Annotated in this window: 19 protein-coding genes; all 19 read left to right on the plus strand. The window is 44.3% G+C overall.

Going from position 1 to position 18,474, the window contains the following annotated elements; all coding sequences use genetic code 11:
- Positions 1-60 precede the first annotated feature (60 nt).
- The 19 genes from K8O68_RS02385 (at position 61) to lysS (ending at position 17,730) form a co-directional block, all read left to right on the plus strand.
- Positions 61-795 carry a vWA domain-containing protein gene (locus K8O68_RS02385; RefSeq protein ID WP_230895339.1) on the plus strand — a complete coding sequence of 245 codons (735 nt, stop codon included), beginning with the start codon at positions 61-63 and terminating at the stop codon, positions 793-795.
- Positions 758-1,744 carry a protein kinase domain-containing protein gene (locus tag K8O68_RS02390; RefSeq protein ID WP_230895340.1) on the plus strand — a complete coding sequence of 329 codons (987 nt, stop codon included), beginning with the start codon at positions 758-760 and terminating at the stop codon, positions 1,742-1,744. The genes K8O68_RS02385 and K8O68_RS02390 overlap by 38 nt, the downstream gene beginning before the upstream one ends.
- 57 nt (positions 1,745-1,801) lie before the next feature.
- Positions 1,802-2,560, plus strand: a complete 759-nt coding sequence (locus K8O68_RS02395; protein WP_230895341.1) for a threonine/serine exporter family protein — start codon at positions 1,802-1,804, stop codon at positions 2,558-2,560.
- Positions 2,561-2,575: 15 nt separating this feature from the next.
- Positions 2,576-3,025, plus strand: a complete 450-nt coding sequence (locus K8O68_RS02400; RefSeq protein WP_230895342.1) for a threonine/serine exporter family protein — start codon at positions 2,576-2,578, stop codon at positions 3,023-3,025.
- On the plus strand, positions 3,009-4,409 hold the full coding sequence (tilS, locus tag K8O68_RS02405; protein WP_230895343.1) for a tRNA lysidine(34) synthetase TilS: 1,401 nt from the start codon (positions 3,009-3,011) through the stop codon (positions 4,407-4,409). The genes K8O68_RS02400 and tilS overlap by 17 nt, the downstream gene beginning before the upstream one ends.
- 61 nt (positions 4,410-4,470) lie before the next feature.
- On the plus strand, positions 4,471-5,010 hold the full coding sequence (gene hpt, locus K8O68_RS02410; protein ID WP_230895344.1) for a hypoxanthine phosphoribosyltransferase: 540 nt from the start codon (positions 4,471-4,473) through the stop codon (positions 5,008-5,010).
- Positions 5,011-5,079: 69 nt separating this feature from the next.
- Positions 5,080-7,101, plus strand: a complete 2,022-nt coding sequence (gene ftsH, locus K8O68_RS02415; RefSeq protein ID WP_230895345.1) for an ATP-dependent zinc metalloprotease FtsH — start codon at positions 5,080-5,082, stop codon at positions 7,099-7,101.
- A 150-nt stretch (positions 7,102-7,251) separates the two neighbouring features.
- Positions 7,252-8,019 carry a type III pantothenate kinase gene (locus tag K8O68_RS02420; RefSeq protein WP_230895346.1) on the plus strand — a complete coding sequence of 256 codons (768 nt, stop codon included), beginning with the start codon at positions 7,252-7,254 and terminating at the stop codon, positions 8,017-8,019.
- Positions 8,020-8,050: 31 nt separating this feature from the next.
- The gene (gene hslO, locus K8O68_RS02425; protein ID WP_230895347.1) at positions 8,051-8,938 is read left to right on the plus strand and encodes an Hsp33 family molecular chaperone HslO; all 888 of its coding nucleotides are present in this window, start codon (positions 8,051-8,053) and stop codon (positions 8,936-8,938) included.
- A gap of 93 nt (positions 8,939-9,031) precedes the next feature.
- Positions 9,032-9,964 (plus strand): cysteine synthase A, encoded by a 933-nt coding sequence (gene cysK / locus K8O68_RS02430; RefSeq protein WP_230895348.1) that lies wholly within the window; start codon positions 9,032-9,034, stop codon positions 9,962-9,964.
- A gap of 173 nt (positions 9,965-10,137) precedes the next feature.
- Positions 10,138-11,583: an anthranilate synthase component I family protein gene (locus K8O68_RS02435; protein ID WP_230895349.1), complete on the plus strand. Its 1,446-nt coding sequence runs from the start codon at positions 10,138-10,140 to the stop codon at positions 11,581-11,583.
- The gene (gene pabA, locus K8O68_RS02440; protein ID WP_230895350.1) at positions 11,580-12,176 is read left to right on the plus strand and encodes an aminodeoxychorismate/anthranilate synthase component II; all 597 of its coding nucleotides are present in this window, start codon (positions 11,580-11,582) and stop codon (positions 12,174-12,176) included. Before K8O68_RS02435 ends, pabA begins: the two co-directional genes overlap by 4 nt.
- The gene (pabC, locus tag K8O68_RS02445) at positions 12,161-13,021 is read left to right on the plus strand and encodes an aminodeoxychorismate lyase (protein WP_230895351.1); all 861 of its coding nucleotides are present in this window, start codon (positions 12,161-12,163) and stop codon (positions 13,019-13,021) included. Before pabA ends, pabC begins: the two co-directional genes overlap by 16 nt.
- A gap of 22 nt (positions 13,022-13,043) precedes the next feature.
- The gene (folP, locus tag K8O68_RS02450; RefSeq protein ID WP_230895352.1) at positions 13,044-13,895 is read left to right on the plus strand and encodes a dihydropteroate synthase; all 852 of its coding nucleotides are present in this window, start codon (positions 13,044-13,046) and stop codon (positions 13,893-13,895) included.
- 18 nt (positions 13,896-13,913) lie between these two features.
- Positions 13,914-14,282: a dihydroneopterin aldolase gene (folB, locus tag K8O68_RS02455; protein WP_230895353.1), complete on the plus strand. Its 369-nt coding sequence runs from the start codon at positions 13,914-13,916 to the stop codon at positions 14,280-14,282.
- Positions 14,279-14,818 (plus strand): 2-amino-4-hydroxy-6-hydroxymethyldihydropteridine diphosphokinase, encoded by a 540-nt coding sequence (gene folK / locus K8O68_RS02460; RefSeq protein ID WP_230895354.1) that lies wholly within the window; start codon positions 14,279-14,281, stop codon positions 14,816-14,818. The genes folB and folK overlap by 4 nt, the downstream gene beginning before the upstream one ends.
- Positions 14,770-14,976, plus strand: coding sequence for a helix-turn-helix domain-containing protein (locus K8O68_RS02465; protein ID WP_093055876.1), 207 nt, complete (start codon positions 14,770-14,772; stop codon positions 14,974-14,976). Before folK ends, K8O68_RS02465 begins: the two co-directional genes overlap by 49 nt.
- A 17-nt stretch (positions 14,977-14,993) precedes the next feature.
- Entirely contained in the window at positions 14,994-15,998 is a 1,005-nt protein-coding gene (gene dusB, locus K8O68_RS02470; protein WP_230895358.1) for a tRNA dihydrouridine synthase DusB, read from the plus strand.
- Between the two features lie 223 nt (positions 15,999-16,221).
- Positions 16,222-17,730, plus strand: coding sequence for a lysine--tRNA ligase (gene lysS, locus K8O68_RS02475; protein ID WP_230895355.1), 1,509 nt, complete (start codon positions 16,222-16,224; stop codon positions 17,728-17,730).
- The last annotated feature ends 744 nt before the right edge of the window (positions 17,731-18,474 follow it).

Here is an 18,474-nt window from a genome sequence, read left to right on the forward strand (position 1 = left end):
ATGTATAAACTCTCTTAATCTTGTAAAGGCTTATAAAAACAAGATAGGAGCGTGTTTTCCATGAGTCAAGGAACGGTAAGGCAAATATTGCTAATTACAGACGGCTGCTCAAATGCAGGAGAAGACCCTGTAGCAATGGCTGCCATGGCCAGGGAAGAAGGGCTGTCAGTAAATGTTATAGGTATTACGAATGAAGGCGATGAAAGTGAAAGAGGGATGGAAGAAATTACACAGATCGCCCAATCCGGAGGCGGCATGAGCGAGGTGGTTTACGCAAGGCAGCTTTCACAGACAGTTCAAATGGTGACTAAAAAAGCAATGACTCAAACAATACACGGCGTGGTTAACAGGGAAATACGGCAAATATTAGGAACGAAACAGGAAATGGAAGATTTAGAACCTGAAAAAAGAGAGGAGTTAATGGAAGTAGTCGATGAGCTCGGCGAGACGTCGAACCTGGATATTCTCATTTTAGTAGATACAAGTGCAAGTATGAAAACTAAACTGCCGCGTGTTCAGGAAGCTTTGCTGGATTTATCGCTGAGCCTTCGTTCCCGGGAGGGCGAAAATCATTTTTGCCTTTATTCATTTCCCGGGAAAAGATCGCATGTTGATAAACTTGTTTCCTGGACTCCGCAGCTGGATTCTTTGAAAGGGGCTTTTAAAAAGTTATCTTCCTCAGGCATTACGCCTACCGGTCCGGCTATTACGGAAGCCATTAAAGTCCATATGAAAAGGATGAAGAAAGGACCGTCAGATGATGAAAGACTCTTTATCGAAGAAACAGGCATGTAATTTTACTCCCGGTCAGGTGATTACCGGCAAGTGGCACGGAAACAAATACAGGATTATCCGAATACTTGGGGAGGGGGCTATTGGCCGCGTTTATTTAGCTCAAACAGGGGGTCGTCTTGTGGCTGTTAAGGTCGCCCGTCAGGCCATGTCTGTTTCTTCTGAGGTTAATGTCCTCAGACGGGTGTCGAAGGTTCAGGGGCTTTCCCTCGGACCTTCTTTTTTGGATATGGACGATGTTGTTACGTCACACGGCACCACTTCTTTTTATGTGATGGAGTTTATTCAGGGCGAGCCGTTCATGCCCTTTGTTATAAATAAAGGAAGCGAATGGCTTGGCCTGTTTACCGCCCAGCTTCTTGGAGATTTACACAAAATGCATGCTGGAGGCTGGGTTTTCGGGGACTTAAAGCCAGAAAACCTTCTTATTACTAAGCAGCCTTATCAGTTAAGGTGGATTGATCCCGGGGGAATTACTAAAGCCGGACGTTCTATAAAAGAATATACCGAGTATTTTGACCGGGGTTACTGGGGAGAGGGAGACAGGAAAGCAGAACCCACTTACGACTTGTTCTCGGTCGCTATGCTGATGGTTAACAGGGCTTACCCCAGCCGTTTCCGCAAAACATCACAGAAAGGAACTGATTATATTATGGAAAAGGTGACAGGCGCACCGCTTCTGCACCCGTATTTTACGGTCATTCGAAAAGGAATTGAGCAAAAATATGAAGATGCAGGGCAAATGAAGGAAGACGTATTAATGGTTTTGCGGAATCAGAAACGTGCGGCCGTGCCGTCCAGGCTGAAAAGAAAATCTGTTCTTAAAAAAAGGAATGCACCTGTCAAAAAAGATGCAGGCCCTCCGGTCACTCGGGAAAGAAAAGGCTATCTGGAAACAGTGTTTTTTGCCTCTTTTCTTCTTACCATTTATATTCTATACTTGGTGGGATAATAGATTCCTGACCGTATAGTTTATAAGGTTTGCAGGGAGTGACGGGAGGAAGAGCGGATGAATGCGGCGGATGAAGTCATGGATATTTGCCTGTTGGCAGGAGAGATTATGCTTACTTATGGGGCAGAAACATACCGAGTGGAAGAAACCTTGGAAAGAATGGCTCGTGCGGCCGGGTTTACCAACGTGCACTGCTTTACGACAACTACAGGTATTTTTCTTTCTTTTGAAGAACGAAAGGGAAAAGAAGATCTGATGCAAATGGTGCGGGTTGATGACCGTATGCAGGATTTAAATAAAGTAACCGAAGTTAACCAGGTGTCCCGCGAGTTTACATCAGGGGAATTAACTGTTGAGGAAGCTCATGAAAGACTGGAATCCATCTACCATTCTCCTGTTAATTATCCAATATGGCTTATTCACCTGGCCGCCGGGGTAGCCGGGGGCGGTTTTTCATATTTGTTTGGCGGCGGTCTTGGTGACCTGTTGCCGGCATTTATTGCTGCTGTTGCGGCAAGTGTGGCACTCGTTGAATTTGAACGGTATTTAAAGGTTAGATTTGCAGCCGAGCTTGCAGCTGCATTTCTGGGCGGTTCTGCAGCGATTTTTCTCGTGTTTATCGGTTTAGGTTTTAACCTTGACCAGATTATTATCGGTTCCCTCATGCCCCTGGTGCCCGGGGTGCCTTTAACAAACGCTGTCCGGGATCTCTTGTCCGGGGACCTGCTCGCGGGTATGAGCCGCGGCGTGGAAGCGTTAATGACATCTTTATCCATTGCGAGTGGAATAGCATTATCCATTTCGCTGTTTATATAGATAGGAGATTATCTTATGAACCTTTTAATTGAATCAGTACTGACGTTTGCTGCTATTATAGGATTCGGAATTATATTCAGTGTACCGAGGCGTGCGCTCCTGTTAGGCGGGGGCATCGGCGTAGTCACGTGGCTTGTTCTCCAGACAGGTACAGCAATAGGGGCTTCTTCTGTAATTGCCACAGTAATGGCCTCATTAACCGCTGCGACTATAGCCCACCTTTTAGCAAAAAAAATACGAATTCCGGTTACAACATTGTCTATTCCGGGCATATTACCCTTAGTGCCAGGAAGCAGGGCATATTTCACTATGCTTTCTTTTGTAGAAGGAGAATATATTCAAGGGCTTGAATACGGTGTAGAAACAATGCTTCAGGCAGGAGCGATCGCTGCGGGGCTGGTATTGGCATTATCAATCTTCTCGTTCGGGAAAGGAATAGGAAACCGTTATGAAACAGGCCATTAATTCATTCATTTCAAGACATGAGCTGATAAATGCGGGTGACCACCTTCTTCTTGCTGTTTCGGGAGGTCCGGACAGCATGGCTATGCTCCATTTTTTCCATAAGATGAAAGAAGACATCCCGCTTATCATCAGTGTGGCTCACGTAGATCACGGCTTAAGAGGTGAATACTCCAAAAAGGATGCCGAACTGGTTTCCTCCTACTGCGGCCGCCTTAATGTGCCTTATTATCTGTATGAAGCGGACGTAAAGGCATTGAAAGAAAAAGAAGGGTTATCAACGCAGGAGGCAGCCAGAACATGCAGGTATAAGTGGTTTGCCGGTTTAATGGAGAAACTTGGCGCAGATAAACTGGTCACTGCACACCATGGTGACGACCAGGTCGAAACGATGCTTATGAGACAGATCCGGGGAAGCCTGTCAGGGAGAAAAGGAATTCCGGTTAAGCGCCCATTTGCCGAAGGCTGGCTCGTGAGGCCTTTTTTAGCGGTGGAGAAAAGCGATTTGGAGGCTTACTGTGAACGTCATGGGATTCCTTATAATGAGGATGCCTCAAATCAGACGGATCTCTATTTGAGAAACCGTATTAGAAATCATGTGTTATCTTTTGTAAAAGAAGAGAACCCTAAAGTCCATGAGGCTTTTCAGTGGCAGTCAGAAGTGTGGGCAGAAGAAGAAATGTGGCTTCAAAGTGAAGCAGAAAGGTTTGCGTCAGGTATAATTACCAGACGCGAAGAGAACGAAACAGTTATTTCCCTTCCTGAGTTAAAAAAAATCCCCAATGCTTTACAAAGAAGGGTCATTCATCTAATATTAAACTATCTTTCGATAAAAAATCAGTTACAAATTGACCGGTCTCATATTGAATCTGTTATAGGTTTGTTGAAAAACAGCCACCCCTCGGCTTTGCTTCATCTGCCTAACCATACGGTCGTCGAAAAGTCCTACGATCATTTAATTTTTATGATTAATGATTCGGCCGATTTCCATAGGATCGATCACTTTGAGCCGCAGGAACTGGCTATCCCCGGAGAAACAGAACTGCCTCTAGGAAAGTTGCTTATCACGCCGGATTCTCCCCAAGCCGATAAAAATGCTTCAGAAGATTCAGTCTGGTTTGATATGGACAAATTAACTCTTCCGCTTATTGTGAGGGCCCGGCTTCCGGGAGACAGAATGTCTTTTTTCGGCAGCAGCGGCACGAAAAAGCTGAAAGATTTATTCATGGAGGAAAAGGTTCCTAAAAGAGACAGGGATCTTTGGCCCGTTGTGACGGACCGTCAAGGTAAAATAGTGTGGGTTCCATTGTTAAAGCGGTCCAATGAAGCAGTTGTAGACAGTGAATCGGGAAGAGTCATTAAACTGACTTATCAGATCTATACATAGGCACATGGCTTTGTAACTGGGTAGAGGACGATACATTATTTAGGAGGTTTTTGAAAAAATTATGCGAGAAGATATGCAGGAAATATTAATTACTGAAGAAGAAATTCAGCAGAAAGTTAGTGAATTAGGAGCGCAATTAACGGAAGAATATAAAGACAAGTTTCCATTAGTGGTAGGAATATTAAAAGGCTCTCTTCCTTTTATGGGAGATTTAATCCAGAAAATTGATGCGCACCTTGAATTTGATTTAATGGATGTTTCAAGCTACGGGAATGAACTTGTTTCTTCAGGAGAAGTTAAGATTGTTAAAGACTTAAATACATCGGTTGAAGGAAGAGACGTGCTAATACTTGAAGATATTATAGACAGCGGAAACACGTTGAGCTATATCGTCAAGCTCTTTCATTACCGGCAGGCGAAGTCAGTGAAAATTGTAACCCTTCTTGATAAACCGGAAGGAAGACAAAAAGAGATTTACCCTGATCTCGCCGGATTTACAGTTCCTGATAAATTTGTTGTGGGCTATGGGCTTGATTACATTGAGCGTTACCGTAACCTTCCGTATGTCGGGGTTTTAAAACCTGAAATTTATCAAAAGTAATTAATTGTGATTTATGACATTTGTATGATACTATTACCTAAGTGTATTTGACGTGGGAGGAGGTTCAGGATGAATCGGATTTTTAGAAATACGATCTTTTATTTATTGATTTTCTTAGTAATTGTCGGGATTGTCAGTGTGTTTCAGGCAGACCCGGATGAAACGACAGAAATATCATTTAACGAATTTCAGCAGGAGCTGGAAAATGATAATATTGAATCCTTATCGATTCAGCCCAGATTAGACGTATATGCAGCCCGTGGACAACTGAGAGGTGCAGAAGAGGACGAATATTTTACAGTTAATGTGCCGGACCTCCAGGTACTCCTGGAGCAAGTTGTTGCTGCGACGGGTGAAGGTGAAGAAGGAATTAATGAACTTGTGATTGAACAGGCAGAAGAACCAAGCGGCTGGGTGAACTTCTTTACAGCCATTATTCCGTTTGTGATCATATTTATCCTTTTCTTCTTCTTACTGAGCCAGGCTCAAGGCGGTGGAAGCCGTGTGATGAACTTCGGTAAAAGTAAAGCGAAGCTTGTCAGTGAGGACAAGAAAAAAGCCCGCTTTAAAGATGTTGCCGGAGCAGACGAAGAGAAGCAGGAACTTATTGAAGTCGTGGAATTCCTCAAGGAACCGCGAAAATTTGCTGATATAGGCGCCCGTATCCCTAAAGGGGTTCTGTTAGTAGGACCTCCAGGTACAGGTAAAACATTAATAGCAAGGGCAGTGGCCGGTGAAGCCGGTGTGCCATTCTTCTCGATCAGTGGTTCTGATTTCGTTGAAATGTTTGTCGGGGTCGGGGCATCCCGGGTTCGTGATTTATTTGAAAATGCGAAAAAGAATGCGCCATGTATTATCTTTATTGATGAAATTGATGCTGTGGGCCGCCGCCGTGGTGCCGGCTTAGGCGGAGGACACGATGAGCGTGAACAAACGTTAAACCAACTGTTAGTTGAAATGGACGGGTTTGGTGTCAATGAAGGTATTATCCTGATTGCTGCAACCAACCGTGCCGATATTCTTGATCCGGCGTTATTGCGTCCTGGACGTTTTGACCGTCAGATTATGGTTGGCCGCCCTGATGTTAAGGGCCGTGAAGCGGTGCTTGGCGTACACGCTAAAAACAAGCCGCTCGAAGATGACGTGAATTTAAAAACGATTGCCCAGCGTACTCCTGGATTCTCAGGGGCTGACCTGGAGAACTTATTAAACGAAGCTGCACTCGTAGCGGCCCGTTCCGATAAGAAGAAGATCGACATGGAATCTGTGGAAGAAGCGATCGACCGTACGATTGCAGGACCTTCCAAGAAGAGCCGTGTCATCTCTGAGAAAGAGAAAAACATTGTTGCCCATCATGAAGCGGGTCACACTGTCGTCGGGGTGAAGCTGGAAAGTGCGGATATGGTGCACAAAGTTACGATTGTACCGCGCGGACAGGCTGGCGGCTACGCTATGATGCTTCCTAAGGAAGACCGGTACTTCATGACAAAACCTGAACTGCTTGATAAAATTGTCGGGCTTCTGGGCGGCCGTGTTGCTGAAGAAGTAATGTTCAATGAAGTAAGTACAGGTGCTCATAATGACTTCCAGCGTGCTACTGGAATTGCGCGTAAAATGGTTATGGAGTATGGTATGAGTGATAAGCTTGGCCCAATTCAGTTTGGAAGCTCACAGGGAGAAGTGTTCCTTGGAAGAGACATTAATAATGAACAGAATTACAGTGAAGCCATTGCTCACGAAATTGACCTTGAAGTCCAGCGCATTCTGAAAGAATCTTACGAGCGTTGTAAGCAGATTCTACTCGACAATAAAGCAAGCCTGGAGCTTGTGGCCCAGTCACTGCTTGAGTTCGAGACTCTGGATGCAGAACAGATTCGTTCTCTTATTGAAGATGGCAAGCTGCCGGATGACCACCACGTAACTAAAAAGTTAAATGGGAACGGGTCAGAAGGAGACGATGATGTGAAGGTCAACATTCAAGGTAAAAATGAAGAAAAGGACGCCATGGAAGACTTCCTTGGATCCGATTCAGATGATAAAACAGATCCGGCTAATGATGACAACGACGATAACCGGAAAAAAGACGAGTAAATAATTAAGGGTGTGCCATTAACACTGTGTCGTCCATCACGATGTTTAACTCCGTTTTAAGTTATTTAAAACTTAAAATGTTAAACGCGAGGTGGATGGCACGTGAGGGCACCCTTTTTTTTGAGAAAATATAACCACGGGGGTTGTGTCATGAATCTTGTTATCGATGCAGGGAATACGAAAACCGCTTTAGGGGTATATAACAATGGAACGTTATTATTTCACTGGACGGTGGAAACGAACCCTGCAAAAACAGCAGATGAGTATGGCGTTATAATCCATCAGCTGTTTCAGTTTAAAGGGCTTAAATTAGAAGAAATTGATGGTATTATTATTTCTTCTGTTGTCCCTCAAATGGACCAGTGCCTGAAAAAGGTATGTGCTTCTTATTTTCAGCCAGAGCCGATGTTTATCGGGCCGGGAATTAAAACGGGGCTGAATATCCTGTATGATAACCCTAAAGAAGTAGGCTCCGACCGGATTGTCAATGCAGTAGCAGGCACAGCCTATTACGGGTCGCCTCTCATCATAGTTGACTTCGGCACTGCGACCACGTTCTGTTATATTAATGAAAAAAAACAATATGCTGGCGGAGTCATTGCACCAGGCATGTCTATTTCCATGGACGCTCTATCCTCTCACGCTTCTAAATTGCCTAAAGTGGAAACGATTAAAGCTAAGAGTGTCATAGGCAAAAATACGGTTCACGCGATGCAGTCGGGTTTTCTTTACGGTATGGCGGCACAAGTGGAAGGCATGGTCAGCAGGATAAAAAAAGAAGCCAGGACCCATCCTGCCGTAGTGGCTACGGGGAGTATGGCGACTATGATAAAAAAGGAAACAGATGCTATAGATTTTGCAGACGAATGGCTGACTCTTAAAGGACTTCAGCTGATTTACGAGAAAAATACGAATTAACATTTTTACAGATAAAAGGAGTACAGATATTATGAAGGATTATTTAGTTAAAGCACTAGCTTATGACGGAACAGTAAGAGTGTATGCCATCCAGTCTACAGAAATGGTCAGAGAGGCTGCGAGGCGGCAAGCAACATGGCGCACAGTGACAGCGGCACTTGGACGGTCTCTTACTGCAGGTACGATGATGGGTTCTATGCTTAAAGGAGACGAGAAGCTTACAATTAAAATTGAAGGGAACGGCCCCGCCTGCCCTATAATTATTGATGCGCATGCGGACGGCACTGCCCGCGGTTATGTCACCCATCCTCACCTCGACCCTGAACGGAGGGAAAATGGAAAACTGAATGTCGCTGCGGTTGTAGGCAGGGAAGGAACACTCTCTGTTGTTAAAGACTTAGGTATGAAAGATTATTTTACCGGAAGTGTCCCGATTGTTTCAGGGGAATTAGGAGAAGATTTTACGTATTATTTCGCTTCCTCTGAACAAACGCCGTCTTCAGTAGGCCTGGGGGTCGTCGTCGGCCAGGAAGATGATGTTGAAGCAGCAGGCGGATTTATTCTTCAAATGATGCCGGGAGCAAAAGATGAAACAATTGATGAGATCGAACAGCGGCTAAACAGCCTGCCTCCTGTCTCTTCAATGATTCAGGAAGGTAAAAAGCCTGAAGAGATTATAGAGGCGCTTACCGGGGAAGGGAATTATACAACGCTTGATAACATGGCTGTGTCCTTTGAATGCCAATGCTCAAAAGAAAGAATTGGCAACGCCATTATCGGCCTGGGGGAAGAGGATATTACAGCTATGATCGAAGAGGATGAAGGCGCCGAGACAACGTGTCATTTCTGTAATGAAAGGTACCTTTTCTCTAAGAAAGAGCTTCAGAACTTATTGGAAGAAAAACGGGCGGAGGAGTAACCATATATTTCTTGACCTCCGGAAGAAACTTTGGTACGATTTATCTAAATTAAACCAATCGATTTACTTGGTATTAAAAGAGGAGGAACAAAGATGGCGAAAGTTGTGAATTCCATTACTGAGTTAATAGGAGAAACCCCTTTAGTAAAATTGCAAAGGCTTGTAACAGATGAGCATGCAGATGTTTATCTGAAACTTGAATTTATGAATCCGGGGAGCAGCGTCAAAGATCGAATCGCTTTGTCTATGATTGAAGATGCCGAAGAGAAGGGCACCTTAAAAGAAGGAGATACAATTGTAGAACCGACGAGTGGAAATACAGGAATCGGTTTAGCGATGGTTGCTGCTGCTAAAGGGTATCGTACTATTCTGGTTATGCCTGAGACAATGAGTCTGGAAAGACGGAACCTGCTTCGCGCCTATGGGGCGGAACTTGTCCTTACACCCGGACCTGATGGAATGGGAGGCGCCATTCAAAAAGCGAGAGAATTACAAAAAGAGAATGGCTATTTTATGCCTCAGCAATTCGAGAATGAAGCCAATCCAAAAATCCACCGTGAAACAACAGGGAAAGAATTGCTCGAGCAGGTCGGGGACCAGCTTGATGCATTTGTTTCAGGTATTGGTACAGGCGGGACGATTACAGGCGCAGGAGAAATGCTGAAATCCAAATTTCCTGACGTAAAGCTCATCGCGCTTGAGCCATCCGATTCTCCTGTTTTATCCGGAGGAAACAAAGGACCTCATAAAATACAAGGTATTGGAGCCGGATTTGTTCCTGATATTTTAAATACAGATATTTATGATGAAGTCATAACAGTCTCAACCGAACAGTCTTTTGAATATGCGCGCCGTGCCGCACGTGAGGAAGGTATTTTAGGAGGCATTTCTTCAGGCGCAGCTATTTATGCTGCTCTGGACGTAGCAAAGCGCCTTGGAAAAGGAAAGAAAGTAGTTGCTGTCATTCCAAGTAACGGTGAGCGTTACTTAAGTACGCCGCTCTACCAGTTTGAAGAAGAACAATAAAAACTGTTATTTACTGCAGGCTCTGCACAACTGTGCGGGGCCTTTCTTTTATGGATTAAAGGACGAAGCTCCGCCTGGCATGCAAAAACTGAAAGATTGCGCCCCTCTCCATTGCACCGTATAATGGTTGAAAGACATTTTATAGGGGCAACTAGCGTGAGGTGGAATAATTAATGACTCGGGAAAAATACAAGGCCGTCGGCGAAGTAAGCCCATTAAAGGATATTACCCCCGACTGGTTTCAAACTTACAGTTATTTATCTGAAAATAAAGATTATCATATATTGCTTGAAAGCGGCCGGGGCGGCCGTTATTCGATCATAGGTTTAGATCCGTGGGCTGTGCTGCGCGGGAAAGATCATTTACTTACAGTTCAGACAGCAGATGGTGAGGAACAATTGGAAGGACCGCTGCTCTTGTCATTGAGAAAGTGGCTTGAACCCTTAAGCGTCAAACCTGATCCGTCTCTTCCCGAATTTCAGGGCGGGCTGATCGGGCAATTCAGTTACGATTTAATCCGTGAAATTGAAAGTCTCCCTGCCCAGGCGGCCGACGACTTGCAAACGGATGATGTCTGCTTGCTGGCTTTCCATGAAGTAACGGTTATAGATCATAAAAAGGATGAGATTTGGTTTATAGCTGTTGTGCCCAAGGAAGAAAATGATGCTGCGCATAGACCGGTCTTACTGAAAGAGAAGTGGATGAATGCCGGAAAAAATGCAGGGCACCACTACATTCCGGTAAAAAAAACAGAAGAGCAGCCTGACAGGGAAGTTCTGGAACGTTCCTTCCCTGAGGAGGAATTTAAAAAGGCAGTAGAGAAAACAAAATATTATATACGGGAAGGCGATGTGTTTCAGGTTAACCTTTCTGTCAGGGAGACACGGCCGCTTTATACAGAGCCGCTTCATATTTACAGCTGCCTGAGGCGGGTAAATCCATCTCCGTACATGGGATATATGGCCACCCCGGAATTGCAGTACGTCAGTGCTTCACCTGAGCTTTTGGTTAAAGTAAAAGGTGAAGAGATTTCCACACGGCCTATAGCAGGAACCCGTTCAAGAGGTAAAGACGATGAGGAAGACCAGGCGCTCGCTGATACGCTGCTTAATAACGAAAAAGAGCGTGCAGAGCACATCATGCTTGTGGATCTGGAGCGGAATGACCTCGGGCGTGTAAGTGAATATGGTTCGGTGGAAGTGGACGAGCTCATGGTTATTGAAAAATACTCCCACGTCATGCATATCGTTTCCAACGTCAAAGGAAAAAAAGCGGATAATTATGATGCACTTGATGTGATTTCGGCGACTTTTCCGGGAGGTACAATTACAGGGGCGCCTAAAATCAGGACAATGGAAATCATTGAAGAACTGGAGCCGGTAAGACGCGGGGCCTACACAGGGTCATTCGGCTGGATTGGCTTTCAGGGCGATATGGAATTAAACATCACGATAAGGACAATGGTGATTAAAGACGGCAAAGCGCATGTCCAGGCCGGGGCCGGCATAGTCATTGATTCGGATCCAAAGGCGGAATATAAAGAATCTTTGAAGAAAGCGAAAGCGTTATGGAAAGCAAAAGAGATGAGTGAAGAAGAGCTGAGGAGGAAAATATTATGATCTTAATGATTGATAACTATGATTCATTTACTTATAACCTTGTACAGTATTTAGGTGAGATGGGAGAAGAGCTCATCGTCAAAAGGAACGACCAGATCACTGTTGAAGAAATCGAAGAACTGTCACCTGATTATTTAATGATATCGCCTGGGCCGTGTACGCCTAATGAAGCGGGTATCAGTATGGAAGCAATCAGGCAGTTTGCCGGAAAAATTCCTGTTTTTGGCGTCTGTTTAGGGCACCAGTCGATGGCTCAAGTGTTCGGTGGAGATGTGATCAGGGCGGAACGTCTAATGCACGGGAAAACGTCTGAAGTAAAACATGACGGTAAAACCGTATTTGAAGGTCTTTCAAATCCATTTACGGCCACACGTTACCATTCGTTAATTGTAAAAAGGGAAACGCTCCCTGAGTGCTTTGAAATTTCTGCTGAAACGGAAGAAGGGGAAATTATGGGGATCCGCCATAAGTCATATCCTCTTGAAGGTGTACAATTTCATCCGGAATCAATTATGACAGGAACCGGAAAACAGCTTTTAAGAAACTTTCTTGACCGGTATAAGGAGTTTGACAAAACATGTACCTCTACGTAAATGGTTCTTTTATGAAAGAGGAAGACGTACGTCTCTCGCCGTTTGACCATGGATTCTTATATGGATTGGGGTTATTTGAAACTTTCCGTACGTATGAAGGTCATCCATTTTTACTGGATGACCATTTTCAGCGTCTCCATGAAAGCGCTGAAGAAATGAATATAAAGCTTCCCCCTTACAGCCGTTTACGTACCAGCGTAATTATTAAAGAACTTCTACGGCTGAACGGGTTAAATGACGGATATTTCAGGTGGAATATTTCTGCCGGCGAAAGGGGTATAGGATTAACAACAGAGACATATGAGGAACCGGTCACTATCGTCTACGTAAAACCACTGCCGAAGTCTATGCCTGATACAAAGAAAGCTTCCACTCTTACACTCAGGCGAAATAATCCGGAAGGAGCGTACCGTTTGAAGTCCCACCATTATTTAAATAATATATTAGGTAAAAGAGAACTGGGGAATGATCCAGGAGAAGAAGGTATTTTTTTAACGGAAAACAGCTGCCTTTCTGAAGGGATTGTGTCTAATCTTTTCTGGTTAAAAAACGGGGAAATGTATACACCCGATTTAACTTGCGGCTGTTTAAACGGTATTACAAGGCAGTTTGTACTTGCTTCAGCGGTGAAGGAACAAATTTCAGTGAACGAAGGGCGGTTCTCTCTGGATGAGGCTCTTCAAGCTGATGAAGTCTTCGTAACCAACGCGATTCAGGAGGCAGTTGCAGTAAATGAGTGGGACGGGCAGTTATTCCCCGGCCGCGATGGCGCCTTTTATAAGCAGATTAAAGAGAAATTCAATAAGTATACGCCTGGCCTGTGGACCCGTAACGAGCTTAACTAAGAGAGGAATAAGGTGATCGCAGATGAAGAAGGACAAGGTAATACGATGGGGCGGCTATGAACTTGATTTTTCCAAAAAAACGTATGTGATGGGGATTCTTAACCTGACTCCTGATTCGTTCTCGGATGGGGGCAAGTTTAATCAGGAACAGGAGGCAGCCTCAAGGGCTCAAAATATGGTCCTGCAAGGCGCCCATATTATCGACCTTGGAGGAGAATCGACGAGGCCGGGTGCCACAGCTGTAGAGGAAGAGGAAGAACTCCGGAGAGTACTTACTCCGCTCAAGGCAGTAAGAGAAGCGGTCAACGTTCCAATATCCATTGATACGTACAAAGCGAAAGTAGCTGATGAAGCAATTAAGTCAGGAGCAAATATTATAAATGACGTGTGGGGATGTAAGGCCGACCCCGGGATGGCTGAAATAGCCGCCCGCCACGATGTGCCAATTATCCTTATGCATAACCGGAAAGAAGCGGTTTATGATAACCTGATGGATGATATAAAAGCTGATTTGCTGGAAAGTATCCGTATCTGCAGGGAAGCAGGTGTAAAAGAAGACAAAATCATTCTTGATCCCGGGATAGGATTTGCAAAATCTTATGAAGAAAATGTTCTGGTCATGAGAAACCTGGAAAAGGTTACTTCTCTCGGTTATCCGGTTCTGTTAGGAACCTCGCGAAAATCCCTGATTTCTAAAACGCTTGACCTTCCTGTAGAAGAACGGGTGGAAGGGACCGGGGCGACTGTTTGCCTTGGAATTGATAAAGGCTGCGATATCGTAAGAGTCCATGATGTCCTTGAGATCAGCAGGATGACAAAAATGATGGACGTCATGATTGGTAAAGGAGATTCTCCTTTACCTCAAACAACCTAAAAAGAGGAGATGGGGCTGATGGACAAAATATTTGTTCAAGGAATGGAATTTTACGGATATCATGGGGCTTTTCCGGAAGAAAATAAATTAGGACAGCGTTTTTTGGCTGATGTCATCCTTGAAATGGACACAAGAGAGGCTGGCCAGAACGATGATCTGAATAAGACAGTTAATTATGCTGAAGTTTACGAAGCAGCCAAGGAAGTTCTTGAAGGAGAGCCTGTGAAGTTAGTAGAGACACTGACAGCCAGGCTGGCGGATATCCTGCTGGAAAGATTTCAAATAATCGATGCCTGCGTCGTTAAAGTGACTAAACCTGATCCTCCTATACCCGGCCATTATGATTCGGTGGCAGTCGAAATCCGAAGGGAGCAGAAAGGCGGATGAGTGCAGGGGATAAACACAATACCGTTTATATTGCACTCGGCTCTAATCAGGGAGAGAGGGATCATTATTTAGCTGAGGCTGTCCAGCAATTATCAGAGAATCCGGAAGTTGAAATGCTTAAAGTATCTTCCATTTATGAAACTGCCCCTGTAGGTGTTAAGGACCAGCCTTCTTTTTTAAATATGGCTGTAAAAATAGCTACTTCCATGGCGCCTTTACAATTACTGGATTTAACTCAGGAAATTGAGCAGGCAGGCGGACGGAAGCGTAAAGAAAAATGGGGACCACGGACGATTGACCTTGACATTTTACTGTATAACAATGAAAATATAGAGTTGGAAACATTACAAATTCCACATCCCCGTATGTTTGAACGGGGGTTTGTTTTAATACCTTTACAAGAAATTGAGCCTTACCTGCGTTTTGGAAATGGACGGACGATTGATGATTATACTGGTCAATTAACCGGAAAAGAGGGTGTGCGTAAATGGAAGAGCTCATATGGGGGAGAAGGATTCGGGCGTTCCGAAAGCTGAAGGGGTATACACAGGAAGAGTTTGCGAAAATGCTGGGTGTTTCTGTGTCGGTCCTGGGGGAAGTGGAGCGGGGAACCCGCGAACCTGGAGATGATCTCGTGAAACGTGTGACACAGGCTTTAAATGTCACGTATGACGAGCTGACATCCATTAATTGAATTAAGAGGTGAAGATGATGTTAAAAATCGGTGATATCACCATGAAAAACCCGGTCGTTCTTGCACCGATGGCAGGAGTCTGCAACCCGGCGTTCCGGCTGATCGCTAAAGAATTTGGAACAGGTCTCGTCTGTGCGGAAATGGTGAGCGACAAAGCCATCCTCCATAAAAATGAGAGATCCCTGCAGATGCTTTACGTGGACGAGCGGGAAAAACCGTTAAGTCTGCAAATTTTTGGAGGGACGAAAGAAACACTCGTTGAAGCTGTTAAAGTTGTTGATAAACAGACTAATGCAGATATTATTGATATAAATATGGGCTGTCCGGTTCCAAAGATCACCTCGTGTGACGCAGGAGCTAAATGGCTTTTAAACCCGGACAAAATATATGAAATGGTTTCCGTGGCGGTAAAAGCCGCAGATAAACCGGTGACAGTGAAAATGCGTACAGGATGGGATGACGACCATGTCTATGCAGTCGAAAATGCCAAAGCAGTTGAGGCTGCTGGAGGAAAAGCAGTTGCCGTCCATGGACGCACCCGCTACCAGATGTATGAAGGAAAAGCCGACTGGGATATTATCCGCCAGGTAAAAGAAGCGGTAAACATTCCTGTTATAGGAAACGGCGATATCGAAACACCGGAAGATGCCAAGCGAATGATGGATCAGGCAGGAGTTGACGGTGTGATGATTGGACGGGCGGCACTGGGTAATCCGTGGATGCTCTACCGTACGGTTCATTTTCTGGAAACAGGAGAGAATATACCGGAGCCTGCACCGCAGGAAAAAATGGAAGTCTGCATCCTTCATATGGACAGGCTGATAAAACTGAAAGGTGAAGAGGTCGCTGTGAGGGAAATGCGCAAGCATGCCTCCTGGTATATTAAAGGACTGCGCGGCGCTGCACGCATGCGCGATGAAATTAATAAGCTCACCACACGGGATGAAATGGCGGAGGTTTTAACAAACTTATCGTCCGTCCTTGAGGAAAAGCCTTCCCGAAAAAGAGCTCTGCAGGCGTAATAAGTTGACAATAAGGGAGAACTCTCCTATAATACCTCTGAGAATCAGACGAAACTGCCAGTAGCTTACTGGCAGTTTTCTTCTTAGAGATTAAGCTTTTACATGGTTGAGCAAGCTCATTAAAGGTATATTACAGCAAGATCCGGAGGAATACATACAGGGTTGATGTAAGGTGCCAATAGATAAAGCGTGCAAAAAATTCATATTACAGGAGATGGTAGATTTGACTCAAGAATTCGATGCCACTGACCAGCTGCAGGTTCGCCGGGAAAAATTAAAAAATATGCTCGATTTAGGGATAGACCCATTCGGCTCCCGATTTGAGCGTTCCCATGATGCCAAAGCTATTAAAGAGGCCTATGATCCATTTGAAAAAGATGATTTAGCTGAAAAAGAAGTATCTGTTACGGTTGCAGGCCGCATGATGACAAAGCGGGGAAAAGGTAAAGCCGGTTTTGCTCACATCCAGGATTTAACTGGCCAAATTCAGATATATGTACGGAAAGACCAGGTGGGCGAAGAACAATATGACTTGTTTACCAGAGCTGATATCGGTGATATCGTCGGTTTAACCGGTGTTGTATTCAAAACAAAAGTGGGAGAATTGTCTGTGAAAGCACAAGACTTTCAGATCCTTACCAAGTCGCTTCGTCCTCTGCCGGATAAATATCACGGACTTAAAGATGTGGAACAGCGATACCGTCAGCGTTATCTTGATTTAATCGTAAATCCTGAAGTGCGTGACACATTCGTTATGCGCAGTAAAATACTTCAATCAATGCGCCGTTATTTAGATGACCACGGTTATTTGGAAGTTGAAACACCGATGATGCATGCCATTCCTGGAGGTGCCTCCGCACGTCCATTCGTTACGCATCATAATGCACTGGATATGACACTCTATATGAGAATTGCGATAGAGCTTCATTTGAAGCGCCTTATTGTAGGCGGACTGGAGAAGGTCTATGAAATCGGACGGGTCTTCCGAAATGAAGGGGTTTCTACGAGGCATAATCCCGAGTTTACAATGATAGAGCTGTATGAAGCTTATGCTGATTACAAAGATGTTATGGCTCTAACTGAAAACCTTGTAGCCCACATTGCACAAGACGTTCTGGGCACAACTGAAATCGAGTACGGCGGGGTAACGCTTGACCTTGCTCCTGCCTGGAAGAGAGTCCATATGGTTGACGCTATTAAAGAGCATACCGGTGTGGACTTTTGGCAGGAGATGAGTGATGAGGATGCCAGGAAGTTAGCTGAAGAGCATAACGTTCCTGTTAAAGAAACAATGAAGTTTGGCCATGTCGTAAATGAATTCTTTGAAATGTTCGTAGAAGAAAAGCTTATTCAGCCTACCTTTGTTTACGGCCATCCGCTGGATATTTCTCCATTAGCGAAGAAAAATGATGAAGATCCGCGGTTTACGGACAGATTTGAATTATTTATTGTTGGACGTGAACATGCCAACGCCTTTACAGAGTTAAACGACCCGATCGATCAGCGGGAGCGGTTTGAAGCTCAGTTAGTTGAACGGGAGCAGGGGGATGATGAAGCTCATATGATGGATGAAGATTTCATTGAATCTCTCGAATACGGTCTTCCTCCAACCGGTGGATTAGGCATAGGGATCGACAGGCTTGTGATGCTGCTGACGAATGCCCAGTCAATCCGGGATGTTCTGTTATTCCCTCAAATGCGCAAGCGTGAAGATGGACACGAAGAGAATTAACTTTAATTTCCTGTGCCGGCTTTCACCGGTACAGGATTTTTTTCGGAGAAATGGAAGAAGGACTGCAACAAATTTTACTAGTTGAGGAGAAAAGTGATTATGGTATCTGGCAAGCTGCAAAGATAACCTTTTATAATTATCTTCATTCCATTAAGTTCCTCTCTGATTTAATTTTCAGTTCTGATATTATAAATGGAGGATATTATTACGTTGTCCGCTTCGGCCGAGCTAGGAGTTTTTGGGCACTGACCTGCAGGAGCTCCTCTGACTTTTCAATTGATTCTTGTGGGAAAACAGCTTTATGAGTTCTTAAAGTTGCCAGGGGTCCGCCCTGATATATAGAGATAAAAGTGTCAGAGGAAAAGGGGAATATGGAATAAAATCAAAAGTTTTTGAGAAAAAATAAATTTTTTTGTAAAAAGTATTGCATTATCTTTTTATATCATGGTATATTATTATCCGTCGCTGCGAAACGGAAACAGCATTGAAAAACATTTTAAAAAGTTTTTTAAAAAAGTTGTTGACGGCTTCGGCGAAAGATGTTATATTAATTGAGTCGCAAAAAACGACAACACATTAATCGGATGGCCGGCAGAGGCAACATTTAAGGTCGGCAGCTTCCGGATTTTGACCTTTGAAAACTAAACAAAAAGCCAAGCGAAGAGGGATATTTAATATATCCCGTCAATGAATTATTTTTATTTTGATGTCAGAGACATCGAACTCTTTTATGGAGAGTTTGAT

The organism is Salipaludibacillus sp. CUR1 (genome assembly GCF_021028955.1).
Classification (GTDB): domain Bacteria; phylum Bacillota; class Bacilli; order Bacillales; family Salisediminibacteriaceae; genus Salipaludibacillus.